Genomic DNA, 12,750 nt, shown 5'->3' on the forward strand with positions numbered 1-12,750 from the left:
GGAGGCATCCGGACGGGGAGGGATGCGTCATGGTGTTGGCACCGTGCGGGCGGCGGCGCGGCCGCGCCGGCGACGGGTCGTCCCGGCGGCGATGTTCACGCGAACGGGCCTTGCGGCGGTTGCGCGGAACCGTCCGGGTCGTCGGGCTCCTCCGGACCGGCGTCGGGTTCGCCGTCGGGTTCGGCGTCGGGATCGTCGTCGAGGTCCGGGAGATCCTGCACATCCCGCGGCGGGCGGTAGCGGCGCCGCCCCACGTCCTCGTTGTAGAGCTGGCGGGCGATCACCTCCCGGAGGAACCACTCCCCGGTGACGGGGTCCGCCAGCATGTCCTTGATCAGTGCCTCCAGGGTCGCCCGGTCCCCCGGCGTGGATCGGGCGTCCGCCAGCACCTGGGAGTAGGGGTCGACGGAGCCGCGATCGAGGTGCCGCAGCACCTCGAGCAGCAGCTGGATGCCGCGCGGGTGGCGCTCCCGCAGTCCGTGGAACAGGACCCGCTGAGCCAGATCGCGTCCGGGCTTGACGGCCCAGCCGTGCCGCTGCGCGAGCACCGAACGGCGCGCGTCCCCGACGAAGTCGCAGGTCCGCCGCATGGCGTGGACGTCGCCCGCGGACGGCAACAGCTGCGTGGCGACCGCGTGCACCAGCGGCAGCAGCGGATCGTCCCCGGGAAGGTGCCGGAACAGCGCGGTCCGGACCGCCACCACGGGCGTGTCGTCGTGCGGCGGGCTCTGGACCCAGGCGAGAATGCGGACCCAGTCCCGCACCGGCTCGCCGCGGGTGGTCGGCGGCCCCGTGCGCAGGCACCGGTGCAGCTTGTTCGCCGCCCACGCCGCGTGGTGCAGCGCGATGTCCCAGCACAGGTCGCAGGACCGCCGGCAGTGCGGGCCCAGGTGCAGCTGTCGGGCCCGCTCCGCCCGGGTGAGCGCGAGGAAGCGGCGCGACAGCAGCTCCACCATCGCGTGGTAGGCCTGGTCGGACGGTCGGTCCGGACGGGCCGGGTCCGATTCGGCGAGGTGCCGCAGCCGCCAGTCCGCCGTCGGCCCGCGCGCCGTCCGGTCGTCCCCCGCCGACCGATCGTCCATGGTCGAGCTCCTCTCCCAGCCCTGCCCCTGCCGGTGCCACCGTTGTGTGTGCGATGCCGTCGGGTGGCTCCGCTGTCAGGTGAGCGTCGTCGGGGGGACAGTTGTGACTTCTAGGGACAGGCCTACCGGCCGAAATGGGAACCGACGATGACGGTGCACAAGATGTCGCTCATCTGTCCTGTTCGCGGGTGCTGGCCGGCCACCGGAGCGGCGCCGGCCCGGGTAAGTAACAGTTCTGCAGGCGACAGGCGACACGCCATCGGGCGCTGCCGACCGGCGCTCCACGGACACCCCGGCGCGCAGCGCCACCCGCGCCACCCCGGCGCGCAGCGCCACCCGCGCCACCCCGGCGCGCAGCGCCACCCGCGCCACCCGGCGCGCAGCGCCATCCCGGCCACAGGGAGCGGACGATGGATCGGAACGAGTCGCGCCACGCGTCACCGGCTGGAGCAGAGCCGCCCGGCCCGGCGGAACCATCGGGACCGTCCGGCGCCGCGGAGCCGCCCGGTTCCGCGGAACCGCCCGGCTCGGCGGTGCAGGAGGACCTCGCCGCGGTCGTCTGGCGGCTTGCGTGGACCAGCCGGCCAAGCCTGCGGGTGGACGTCAGAGCGGAGGCCGACCGGCTGCTGGTGACCGGCCAGCCCGGGCCGCCCGACGTCGAGGTGGAGGTGGGCGACCGGCTGTCGGCGGGTTTCCGCGCCTCGGTGCTGACCTCGCTCGGTTTCGCCGGCCTCGCCGACTGGCACCAGCACACGGCTGAGGTACTGCTGGCCCACCGGCTCGTCGGACCGCGGGCCGCGCGGACCATCGGCGAGCTGCTGCCGGGCGGCGGGGGCGCGCGGGTGGACCTCGACACCGCCGAGGGCGCGGACCTGGTCGCCGTCTGGACGGGCTACGTGCACGACGTCGAAGCCGGCCACGGCCCGGACTGACCCGGGCACGGCGGCCGGTTCCAGCACTCGCGGGTCACCAACGGTCGTCGGCGTCGAGGAGTTCTGCGTCGAACTCCATCGGTTCCGGTTCAAGCCGGCCGAGATGCTCGAAGATCCACGGCTTCTCCAGTCGTTCGGCCTGCTCGTAGGCGGAGCGGTCGGTGGCGGCGGCGACGGCGTGCTCGCCGAGCGTCCGCCAGCAGGCCGCCGCCCGGCGCCGGGCGAGCGCCGCCATGTCGGGTCGGTCGGCGTCCATCCAGCCGTCGTCGCAACGCATCCACGCCTTCGCGGCCAGCTCCCACTCCCGGCGCCGCTCGTGGGAGCCCGCCCGCCGGCCCGCCGCCAGCGCCTCGAAGCGCGCCTGGGACGTCGAGGACACCACCCGTTGCAGCGGCCGGTCGGTGACGTCGAGGCGCAGCCGGTGGGCCGGCACCGCCGGCGGCACGAGCAGCCGGGCCACGCCACCGGCAGCCGCCGTGTCCGGCTCGGGCGCGAAGGCGCCCAGGTGTCGCACCCGTGGCAGCGCGTTCGGCACGTCCTCGTGCGCGCGAGCCCAGTGGCCGGTGACGTCCGCACCGGTGACGACGCGTACCCGCACCTCCAGGATGCCGCGCTGGCGCGACCAGGCGATCTTCGCCCCCTGGCGCCACTGCACCACGTCCGGGTCGACGAGGCGTTGGTCCAGATCCACCAGGTAGCGTTCGACCGGGTCTGCCATGCCGAGCCTCCCGTTGCTCGCGGCCGCCGGGCCGGGCGCCCGCAAGCCGGAGGGCCCGTCGCCGTCCTCGCCGTCGCCCCGGTCGCTCGCAACCCGCGTGCTCGCGCCATGAACCTCGCCCGCGCGCTTGCGTTCGGCGTCCAGCAGGTCGGCGAGCTGGGCCAGCCGGCGGACGGCACGCGGGCGGGAGCGGTGCGGCACCCCGTCGAGGAGATCGCCCTCACCCCACGCACGGACGGACGACCTCGCCTGCGCCCCAAGTCCCGCGGAACACTCGCCCAGTCCGACCGACGCGGCGAGCAACGCGGCCTCCAGGGGCCGCCAGGGGGCGTCCACCATCACCGGCATGGACGACAGCAACAGGCACAGCCGGCCGGCCCGCCACTGCGCGGCGAGCACCGAGCTCACCGCGCAGACCACTGCGGACGGCTCGGCGCCGGCGGGCGGCCGCCGGCAGATCAGCCGGGCCGTCTGGGCGCCGAACAGCCGCCCGACCAGCCGGAGCGCACCATGGCTTGGCGCTGCGTCGGGATCCCCGCCGGGCAGCTCGACGGAGATCCACAGCAGCCTGGGCGAGGTCCCCGCGTCGGCGCTCGCGACGACATCCGGCAGGAGCCGCGCGGCCGCGAGTCCCGCGGGACCGGCCCGGCCGTCGCCGACGACGAGGTCCCAGGCGGCGCGTTCCTCGTCGAACTCCAGGGTCAGGTCCAGCCGACGCACCGGGACGTGCACCGTCTGCTTCTTGGGTTCGGCGCCGACGGCGGCCCGGCGGGGACGCAGGCGGGGGAGCAGGCGGGGGAGCATCACGCCGCCCCCAGCACGCTCGCGTGCACCTGGTGCAGCAGATGGCGGCTGCAGTCCCGCAGCCGTTTGCCGGCCTGGCGCGCCGCGGCGCTCTGCGGGGCGGCGTCGAGGGGGAAACTGGTCGGCGCGGCCACCGCGGCGACCAGCCGCCTGGCTGTCCGGGGCGGGTACTCGTCGGCCAGGCCCGCCGCGGTGACGGTGCCGAACGCGATCGAGAACACCTGCTCGGGATGCGGGCAGCCGCCGGCGTGACGCGGGCACCGCGGCCCGGCGGCGGTGAACATCAGGCGGGTGAGCTCGTCGAGGCAGGCCGCGTCGAGCGCCGGGTCGTTCCCGCGGGCCTGGTCGGCCGGGTCGGGCACGGTTCCGCGGCCGGCCGCGTCCTCGGGCAGCTCGTCCGGGAGGACCTCCCGGTCCTCGACGTTCCACGTGCGCCGGCGGGCGCGAAACTCGTCGACGACGGCGTGGCGCAGGGCCCGCAGGCCGAAGGCGCGCAGGTTGGCCTCGTGCCGCGCCGGGCCGTTCTGGAACGTCCGCTCCAGCCGCGGGTAGAGCTCGCCGATGGCCTCTGCGGCGACCTCCCGGTCGCCGTCGGCGAGCCGCACGGCCACGCCCCAGGTGCGTCGATACCGTTCGGCCGCGTGCGGGTGCTCGCACATGCCGAGCTCACAGCAGACGATGCGCAGGTGCTCCCGTCCGTCGAGTTCGGCGGTGGGTGCGGCGCTGTCGGCCGACGCCGCGGTGGTCGCGCACGAGGCGGTTCCGGCGGTGTGATGGGTCGTCACGACGGGACCTCCGACGGCGGGGCGGGCGCCGCGCGGGCGCCGGGCTGCCGGGCCTCGGCCCGGTGGTCGAGCCGGCGTGCACAGGGTCAGTACAGGGAGCAGGCGTCCGACGGGGTCCCGGCCTGGTCCTCGAACGGGTGCGCGCGCGACGGGTGGCAGGCGGCGGGCGGCGGCGTGGGGGACCGGGGCGAGAACGAGTCGTCCGCGCCGTCCCCGAATCGGGAGTAGGCCCGGTAGGTGACGTAGGCGAGCAGCAGGAGGGTGAGGACGGCGGCTGCCAGCACCGTCCACTCCCAGCGCCAGCGGCGGGAGCGCGCGCCGACGAGCCGATCCGGACCGGCCGGTGCCGCGGAACCGGGCGCACCACGGTCGGCTTCGTCGGGGTAGGGCGCGACGGGCCGGGCGGACCGGGTAGGCAGGCCGAGCCGGCGTCGCCCGGCCGGTGCGTTTCGGCGGCGTAGCCGAGGCCGTCGTCGGACACCCCGCGGACGCCCCTGCTCGGCGGCGATCTCTGCGGAACCGTGGGCCGCGGAGCCGTGGGCCGCGGAACCATGGGTCGCGGAACCGTGGGTCGCGGGGCCGTGTGCCGCGGGGCCGGGCGTGTCCGACCTGGCCGGGCCGGATGGGTCCGCCGGGACCAGCGGGTCGAGGGATGCGGGGTGCACCCGGGCCGGGTGCGGCTCGGGCGGTTCGGCGGTGCCGTCGGGCGACGTCGGGTGACGTTGCGACCCTGCGTCGCGGACGCCCCGCGCGTGGCTGCCGCCCCCGTACGGCCGGCCGCCCCCGTACGACGGGCCGCCGCCGGGCTGCGGGCGTCGGACCTGGCCGAGGCGGACGGGTGCCCGGTCATCCGTCGACGGTCGCAGCGCGATCTGAACATCGGGCTGGTACGGCCGGGTCGGTGCGCCGCCGCGCGGGCCGGAGGTGAACACGCCCAGCTGGCCCGCGTTCGGATCGGCCACGAGCGCGACCTGCCCGGGCAGCCCGAAGAAGCTCCCGTGCAGGAACGTGTCGTATGCGGACAGGAAGATCCCCAGCCCGGGGTGCGTGTGGTACCAGCCGACCAGGCACTGGTCGGGGCGGTCCTCCAGCCAGTGCTGCAGGTCCACGAAGGATTCGGGCGGGATCTCCAGCCGCGCGCGGTTGCCACGGGCCTGCAGCGCTGGATGCGCCTGGCGCACCGACGTCCAGGGCCCGTCGACGTCCTCGCCGATCTGGCCGGTGAGGAAGCCGCCCACCTCGTCCGTGGTGGTGAAGGCGTGATCGCTGATCGTGACCAGCGGTCCGGCCGTCAGGTAGAGCGCGCCGCGCCCGGCCGGGAGGCTCCAGACGGGCGAACTGGTGTCGGCCGCCGGCCGGACCGGGGCCGGGGCTGCGGGGACGGCGGGACTGCGGCGCGCCTGCACCCGCACCCGCCGCCGTGCCGGATCCGGCGGTCGGTCCGCGGACGGCGGCCGGTAGGCGCGCCCGAGCAGCTCGGATGCGCCCTGCTGTGAGATCGGCCCGATGTCCCGCGCTGACCCACCACCGCGCGCGCCGCCGGTGTCGCGCGTCGTCGCGGCGCGAGGAGGCGGCTCGGCGTCGGGAGGCAGGCCGGTGAGCGCAGGCAGGTCGGTGCGAGGGGGCGGGTCGGTGCGAGGGGGCGGGTCGGTGTGAGCAGGCGGGTCGGTGCCAGGAGGCGGGTCGGCGTCGGGCGTCCACCCGTCGTCGCCCGCCGCGCCGGTGCCGAGGGGTGGGCCCGCGGGGCGCGCGGGGCCGGCCTTCTCGTCCGGCCAGGGGCCGCTGACGGTCATCTCGTCGCGTTCCGGGGGGCCAGGACGGGTCATGGCTGGCTCCGGGAGATGCGGATGCGCGGGGTGGTCGGCGGGATCGGCGGCGTGGTCGCGGAGCGGACGCGGACCCGCGGCGCGGTCGTCGTCGGAGACTGGCCGGCGCTGTGGTCGGGGCGCAGCAGCGGGCGCGGATCGACGGGCCGGGACCTGGAGAAGTAGCCGGCGCGCTCCGCCTTCAGCGCCCACTTCGCCGCCTTGTTGTCCAGCGGGTACGGCGGCACCATCTCGGCGTGGTAGTTCTTGTACTGGACCATCTCGCCGAGCATCAGCACGACCGTTTCGAGGGTCCGGCCCACGTGCCACTGGGCGATGCAGACGCGCTGGGCGCCGTGGCCCTCGATGTTGGGATGCAGGATCGGGGTCAGCCAGCGCAGTCCCGGCGCCTGCCGCGGATACTCCCGGCCGAGTTCGATGCGCACCCGGTGGTAGTCGCCGTACACGGGGCGCCCGTCCCGCTCGGCGCCCACGATGCCGCGGCAGCGGAAGGTCACCTCCCAGATCTCCGGCGGCCGCCCGGTGCCGGCGTCCACGATCCGGGCCTCGATGAGGTCGCTGTTCTCGCTGAGCTCGAGCACCTTGCGGGCGTCTGCCGCGAGACGCCGGTCGCGGGGGCTCAGCTGTCCCCCGGCGGTCAGCTCCACTGTCTGCTCCGTTCGATCAGTCCGTGCTGTTGCGTCGATGTGGTGACCGCCGACCGCGCCCGGCCGCTGGTCAGCGGATCTCCGCCCCGCAGTGCGGCACCGCGCACTCGCGGGCGTACTGCCCGCAGGCGCGGTGATGGGTGTGTCCCGCGGCGCACCGGACGTAGGCCTCGCCGGACGTGATCGGGTCGGCGCAGACCGGACAGCCCGGCGTGCCGTGCTGCACCTGGATGTGCGTGCCGGTGCCGCCGGCGGCGCTGCTGCTGGCGGTGGGTGTGGTGCTGACGTTGGGGGTGGTGCTGGCGGTGTTCGGCCGGGGCGGCCGGGTGCCGGGCGGGGAGGCCGGGTCGATGATCCGGATCCGGCTGCCCGGGCGGGACCCCGCCCGCCGCCCCGTCGGTCGTTCGCGCCGTGCCGGCGGCGGTTCGGGCCGTCCCGGTGGTGGCAGGGGCCGTCCCGGTGGTGGTGTGGGCCGTGCCGGTGGTGGTGCGTACGGGGCAGGTGGCGGAACGCGGCCGCCCGGCCGCTGCGCGCCGCGTCCCGCCCGGGAGCGCTGGTAGCCGAAGACGGAGATGCCCACCAGGACCGTCAGGATGGCGATGACGACGGCGGCGGTGGCGTCCATCAGGGGTGGCTGTCCCTGTCGGTACCGGTGGGCACCGCCTCGGCACGGTCACCGGCGAGCTCCAGCCACGCCGAGCCGGCGGGCCCGCGGACCTCGACGACATCCAGGGGCGGGATGCCGACGGCGGCGAGCGACAGGCCGGCGTCCTCGGCGCCGAGCCGGTGGCGGAACACCGGGCGGCGTTCGGCGCCGCAGTCCGGGCAGGTCGCCGTCGAGTGCGGGACCAGCCCGCGGGCCCGCCGGACCGGGCTCGTCCGTCCGCAGCCGGCACAGTCGAACTCCCACACGCTGTCCCAGCGCAGCTCCACCGTGGCGGGCTCGCCGACCGTCGGGGCGGCGGCGGCGAGCAGATCGCCGACCGTCGCCGTGCGCGCCGACAGTGCGGTGTCGAGCACCGGTTCGAAGCGGGTGTGGGCCTCGCAGGCGGGGTTCTCCGGTCGACCGCTGACCATGAGGTCCGGGGCCTCCAGGTTCACCAGCAGCGATCGGCCGCCGACCACCGGGCGGCCGTGGAGCAGGTCCATGGCCAGGTGCACCTGGGCGGCGGCGACGATGGACGCCGCTGTCGGCGAGGTGGCCACCCGGCCGCGCACCGCCGCGTCCAACGCCAGCTGACGGCAGGAGGCCACGTCGTCCAGGGCACGCCAGTCCTGGTCGGTGAAAGTGCACTCGTAGCAGGGGCCGGCGCCCGGCAGGAACGCCATGGCGTGACCGTGCGGACCCTGGGTGGCGCCCTCGACCCAGGGCACCCCGAGGGCGCGCGCGGTGCGGTTGAGCCACCAGCGCACCCGGCGGCTGTCCAGCCCGGCGAGGATGACGTCCTGCCCGCGCAGGTGGCCGAGCCCCGTCTCGTGCACGACGTCGGCGTGCAGGGCGTCCACCCGCAGCGCGGGATTGAGATCGGCGAGGGTGTCGGCGGCGGCGGTCACCTTCGGTTGGCCCTCGTGCCGCGGCCGGAACAGCACCGAGCGACTCAGGTTGGACCGCTCGACCGTGTCCCGGTCGATGATGGTCACCTGCCGGAAGTCCAGCAGCGCCAGGTTCTTGAGGATCTCGTTCCCGAGCGCCCCGACGCCGACCACGGCGACGCGGGCGAGGTGCACCGTCGACCGGTCCCACCACCCGTCCAGCCAGGCGAGCCGGGCGTTGCGGTCGCGGGGGTCGGGGATCCGGCGGCGCGGCTGGGCCAGCGTCATGCCCGCGCACCGGCCAGCGCGAACGGGGCGATCAGCAGCGGGCTGCCCTGCGGAACCCCCGCGCTGGCCAGCGTGTCCGTGCCGGTGAGCTCCCGGCCCAGCGACTTGGCGTGAATCCGGTAGACCACCGCGGAACCGTCGCTGCCCGTCGTCGGCAGACCCAGCTCGGTCACGAACTCGGGGATGAGCTCGCCGATGGGCACGTCGTCGGGCATTTCCACATCGGTGCGCGCGCCGGACGGCTGGATGAGCGTCATCGGGACGTCGGCCATGTCGGTTCCCTTCGGTCCGGTGTTGCGTCGCACGGTCAGCGACGTGCGCCGACCGCCGTGACATCCGGAACTGACGGACCGGGTCCGGTGCTCGCCGGACGTCGGGTCAGCCGGTCCAGCGCAGGCCGTACCCGCGCCCCTGGCGCAGGTCGCGAAACAGCATGCGGACCTCGACGGCCCGGTGCGGCGCCAGCCGCGGCTGGCGGGGCGGATAGTCGTCGACGACCCGTGGCGGCACCCCGTCCAGCACGAAGACCTCGACGCCGGCCGCGACCTGCCGCCGGGAGAACCGCACCCGGATCTGGAACTCGGCCAGCCGGGACAGCGGCACGCACATGTAGTGCGGTGCCATCGGAGCGCCGTCCACGAGGCGCAGGACGATGTCGAGGTCGTGGCGCTCGCCGGCCTGCAGCGGGCGGGGCAGGGCGACCTGCAGCCGGTAGTAGCTGGGGCTCGGCTGGTCCCAGCTGAGCAGGGTGCCGCCGTAGAGAACCTCGGCGCCGAGCTCCCGGCCGCGCCCGCGGTGGTCGTCGCCGGGCGGGACGCTGAGCTCCAGCGTCACCGTCTCGACGCCGTCGGCCGTGGCGACGATGGTGCGCCGTTCGGTCACCTCGGGCAGATCGCGGTCGAGCAGCACCAGGGCGGACAGCCGCTCGGTGTACCAGGAGGCGTCGGCGGCGAAGGGCGGGATTTCTTCTCGGTTGTCGAAGGGCGTGCCGGTGTCGAAGGGCGCGCGGGCGGGCGGGATCGCGTCGGGGGCGGAGGTGAAGGTGGCGGGTGCGCGGACCGCCGCCTCGGCGATCAACACCAGTGCCTCGTCGGCCCGCCGGCGCACGGTGCGCCGGTCGCAGCGCCACTCATGTCCGAGTCGGTCCAGCCGCTCGCCGAGAAAGCGGTCCTGCGCCTCGCGATGCACCCCGAAGAAGACCTTCGCGGCCTCGGCGAGGTCGACCGGCAGAAGGGGGAGGCGCTGGCGCAGCCAGCGGATCACCATGGCCCGATCGACCCCCGAGCCGTTCGGGCCGGCCCCGTTGTTCGGGTTGGCCGCGGACCGGGATGACCCGTTCGGGCTGGGGTTCGTGCTGAGGCTGGGAGGCTGCGTGGAGCCGAGGCCCTCGTCGCGGCGGATCACCAGCGTGAGCATCGGGCCGATCCGGCCGTCCAGGTTGACCGCGTTCAGCCCCCGGCCCCGACCCAGCCGGCGCAGTTCCGCCAGCAGCGCGTCCTGGGTGAGCTCCCCCTGCCCGTCCGGGCCAGGTCTCTGCCCGTCCGGGCCAGGTCTCTGCCCGTCCGGGCCAGGTCTCTGCCCGTCCGGGCCAGGTCTCTGCCCGTCCGGGCCAGGGCCCGGTCCGCTCGGGCCGGCCCGCGACCCGTCCTTGCCGGACGTTCCGCGCCCTGCGGAGCCGTCAGTCGGCACGCTGCCTCCTCCACCGTCCTGCCGCGGCTGTCGTCGCGATCCGGACATCGCGACGACGCCTGTAGCACGCGCAACAGGCCGGGTGTCCATGATCCGGTCGCATCCGAAAGGCCGGCGCGGGCGCGAAGAATGAAGATGATGTCGTCGTCTGCCGGTGGCGGCGGTCCGGGCTGACCGCCAGCCGACCATCTCCGGACGGTCGACCACGTCGCCGTTCGGTGCACGCGCCCCGCCCGCGTCGCGCGTCGGCTGCGTCAGCGGTGGCCGACGAGGTTCTGATTCCCCACGATGTTTCCCCCGATTGTCAGTTCTCGTGTTCCTGCCCTGGCACAGGCCGGCCGGGCCGTGTTCGTTTCCTGTCCGAATCGGGCGGAGCCGAAACCCGGCCTGGATGCTCGAAGCCCTGCCCGTAGTATGCCGCCGGCCGTGGCCCATGTCCGCAGGTCCGGCGCGACATTCCAGCGCGACGTTTCTGGTGCGCAACCGCGGTGCGCCAGGGGATGTCGTCGGCCCGGGGGCGCCGCCCGAGCGACGTCCGAGTGACCGCGGGCCCCGGGGGAAACAGGACAGAAAGTGAAGGATTCGTGGACAGCATGCCGTGCGCCGTCGCGGCCCGACGCCCGGTGGCCTACCGTCCGTCCGTCAACGGTGTGTCCAGCGTCGGAGCAGCGCACTGCTCGCGGCGGAGGCTCTGGCAGCGGAAGGCCAAGGCGCATGACCCGGCGGCGAGGACATCGAGCGGAAAATAATTCTGTCCAGCGCGGATCGGAAAAAAGAATTTCGCGATGAGTGGCTCGGGGGTGGATCCGCCGGAACCGTCGGATCCATTGCTGCGCGTACTGGCCAGGTACTGGGACGACGTGCTGGCGCTCGCCGACCCCGAACAGCGCGCGAAGCTGCAGGGCCTCGTCGACGGCACGCTGGAGCCCGACCCGATCGACGCCCGTGCCGCGCTGGCCGAGGAGCTGCTGGACCTGCTCCCGCCGGGCCATGAGGTGGTCGACGTCCTGCTCGCCGGCTCCATGCTGGCCGGGAGCTCCGAGAGGTCCGTCCGTGACCTGTGGGAATCCGGCCTCCGACTGCTGCGGGCCAGTGACCCCGCCGCTGGCGACAAAGCCGGCGGTCCGGCCGGCGACGCGGCCGGTGGCGGTCCGGCCGGCGACGCGGCCAGTGGTGGTCCGGCCGGCGACACAACCGGGGGAACTGGTGACACCGCCGGTTCTCCCGGTGGAGCGTCCGTCGGCGGCGGCCCGCGGCCGGTGGACGCTCCGGCGCCGGCGGACGAACGGCCGGCGGACGAACGGCCGCTGGACGAGCGACCGGCAGAGGAGCGGCCGCTGGACGAGTTCGACCGGCTGGTGCGGTCCAGATTGCTGGCGATGCCGTCGCTGGCCCCGGAGGAGCTGCGGGGCTGGGGCGGCGACCCGGACGACACCCACCTGATCCGACTACGCGACCCGCGCAGAGGAGACCAGTTGCCCGCCTTCCAGTTCACTCCGGCCGGCCGGCCCTGGCCGATCGTGCGGCAGGTGAACGCGCGCCTCGGCGCCGCGGCCGACCCGTGGGGGGTGACCTGCTGGTGGGTCGACCCGCACGCCCGGCTCGACACCTCGCCGGCCGCGCTGCTGGGCCAGGGGCAGGACGCCCTGCTGCTGCGTGCCGCCGCGGCCCTGGCGGAGGACTGATGCCCACCGGCGTGCCGCCCAAGGGCGACCGGGCCGCCCCGCGGTTCCACGAGGTTCCCCCGGGGACGCTGCTGTGGCGGGTCACCGCTCCCGCGAAACCGGCCACCCCGGAGGCCGAGCAGCCGCTGTTCCGCGCGCCCGCCCGCGAGGTGGAGTCCCATGGTGGGCGGTGGGGCGGCCGCTTCGACGCGACCCCGGACTGCCCCTATCCGTTCTGCTACGCCGCCTTCGACGATCTGACCGCGCTGTGCGAGGTGCTGCTGCGCGACATCCCGTTCGGGGCGGAGGAACGCTACCTTCCCCACGCCGTGGCGGCCGGGCGGCGGCTGGTGCTGCTGGAGACGCTGCGTCCACTGTGGCTGGTCAGCCTGCTGGCCGCCGCCGACCTCGCCGCGGCCCGGCAGGACACCTGGCTGGTCCACACCGACGACGTCAACTATCCGATCACCCGGCTGTGGGCGCACTGGCTGCGCGACGGTGACGGACCGGCCGGCCAGGGGCCGCCCGCGGGGTTGGTGTGGCCGTCGAAACGACAGCCGACGGGCCGGGCGGTGCTGCTGTTCGGCGACCGGTGTGGCGACGCGGTGCGCTATTCGCCGCTGGGATCACTCCGGCTCGACCAGCCGCCCGGCCTGGACTGGCTGAACCGTCGCCTGGCACTCGTGCGGACCCGGATCGGACCACCCTGGCCCGGCCCGTCCGTCTGAGCTTCAACGGGCACGCCTTGCCGCCGACCGGGAAGCCGGCCGGCGCAGGTCCTG

At 75.2% G+C, this 12,750-nt stretch carries 12 protein-coding genes; 3 read left to right on the forward strand and 9 right to left on the reverse strand.

Translation table 11 applies throughout. From position 1 onward, the window contains the following. Window positions 1-95: 95 nt before the first annotated feature. A complete protein-coding gene (locus tag FRAAL_RS03610) occupies window positions 96-1,082 on the reverse strand; it encodes a hypothetical protein (RefSeq protein ID WP_011602082.1) in 987 nt (328 codons plus the stop codon). Between the two features lie 410 nt (window positions 1,083-1,492). Between FRAAL_RS03610 and FRAAL_RS03615 the strand changes: the two genes are divergently transcribed. Continuing rightward, window positions 1,493-2,014, forward strand: a complete 522-nt coding sequence (locus tag FRAAL_RS03615; RefSeq protein WP_011602084.1) for an RAD23 family protein — start codon at window positions 1,493-1,495, stop codon at window positions 2,012-2,014. Window positions 2,015-2,048: 34 nt separating this feature from the next. Here the strand turns inward: FRAAL_RS03615 and FRAAL_RS03620 are convergent, their stop codons facing one another. The 8 genes from FRAAL_RS03620 to FRAAL_RS03655 all read right to left on the reverse strand — a co-directional run bounded on the left by FRAAL_RS03620 (window position 2,049) and on the right by FRAAL_RS03655 (window position 10,304). Further along, entirely contained in the window at window positions 2,049-3,539 is a 1,491-nt protein-coding gene (locus FRAAL_RS03620; protein WP_157891979.1) for a hypothetical protein, read from the reverse strand. Then, entirely contained in the window at window positions 3,536-4,321 is a 786-nt protein-coding gene (locus FRAAL_RS03625; RefSeq protein ID WP_011602086.1) for a hypothetical protein, read from the reverse strand. Before FRAAL_RS03625 ends, FRAAL_RS03620 begins: the two co-directional genes overlap by 4 nt. A gap of 86 nt (window positions 4,322-4,407) precedes the next feature. Further along, a complete protein-coding gene (locus FRAAL_RS03630) occupies window positions 4,408-6,147 on the reverse strand; it encodes a hypothetical protein (RefSeq protein ID WP_157891980.1) in 1,740 nt (579 codons plus the stop codon). After that, window positions 6,144-6,794 carry a ubiquitin-conjugating enzyme E2 gene (locus FRAAL_RS33455; protein WP_011602088.1) on the reverse strand — a complete coding sequence of 217 codons (651 nt, stop codon included), beginning with the start codon at window positions 6,792-6,794 and terminating at the stop codon, window positions 6,144-6,146. The genes FRAAL_RS03630 and FRAAL_RS33455 overlap by 4 nt, the downstream gene beginning before the upstream one ends. A 70-nt stretch (window positions 6,795-6,864) precedes the next feature. Next, window positions 6,865-7,419 (reverse strand): hypothetical protein, encoded by a 555-nt coding sequence (locus FRAAL_RS35515; RefSeq protein ID WP_041938789.1) that lies wholly within the window; start codon window positions 7,417-7,419, stop codon window positions 6,865-6,867. Beyond that, window positions 7,419-8,615 (reverse strand): ThiF family adenylyltransferase, encoded by a 1,197-nt coding sequence (locus FRAAL_RS03645; RefSeq protein WP_011602090.1) that lies wholly within the window; start codon window positions 8,613-8,615, stop codon window positions 7,419-7,421. Before FRAAL_RS03645 ends, FRAAL_RS35515 begins: the two co-directional genes overlap by 1 nt. Further along, window positions 8,612-8,887: an EsaB/YukD family protein gene (locus FRAAL_RS03650; RefSeq protein WP_055748809.1), complete on the reverse strand. Its 276-nt coding sequence runs from the start codon at window positions 8,885-8,887 to the stop codon at window positions 8,612-8,614. Before FRAAL_RS03650 ends, FRAAL_RS03645 begins: the two co-directional genes overlap by 4 nt. A 106-nt stretch (window positions 8,888-8,993) precedes the next feature. Beyond that, window positions 8,994-10,304 (reverse strand): hypothetical protein, encoded by a 1,311-nt coding sequence (locus FRAAL_RS03655; protein WP_011602092.1) that lies wholly within the window; start codon window positions 10,302-10,304, stop codon window positions 8,994-8,996. 785 nt (window positions 10,305-11,089) lie between these two features. On the opposite strand from FRAAL_RS03655, the gene FRAAL_RS32320 reads away from it, so the two are divergent. Then, entirely contained in the window at window positions 11,090-11,989 is a 900-nt protein-coding gene (locus tag FRAAL_RS32320; protein ID WP_011602093.1) for a hypothetical protein, read from the forward strand. Continuing rightward, complete coding sequence (locus FRAAL_RS03665) at window positions 11,989-12,696, forward strand: RES family NAD+ phosphorylase (protein WP_041938791.1); 708 nt, start codon at window positions 11,989-11,991, stop codon at window positions 12,694-12,696. Before FRAAL_RS32320 ends, FRAAL_RS03665 begins: the two co-directional genes overlap by 1 nt. The last annotated feature ends 54 nt before the right edge of the window (window positions 12,697-12,750 follow it).

The organism is Frankia alni ACN14a, assembly GCF_000058485.1.
GTDB lineage: Bacteria > Actinomycetota > Actinomycetes > Frankiales > Frankiaceae > Frankia > Frankia alni.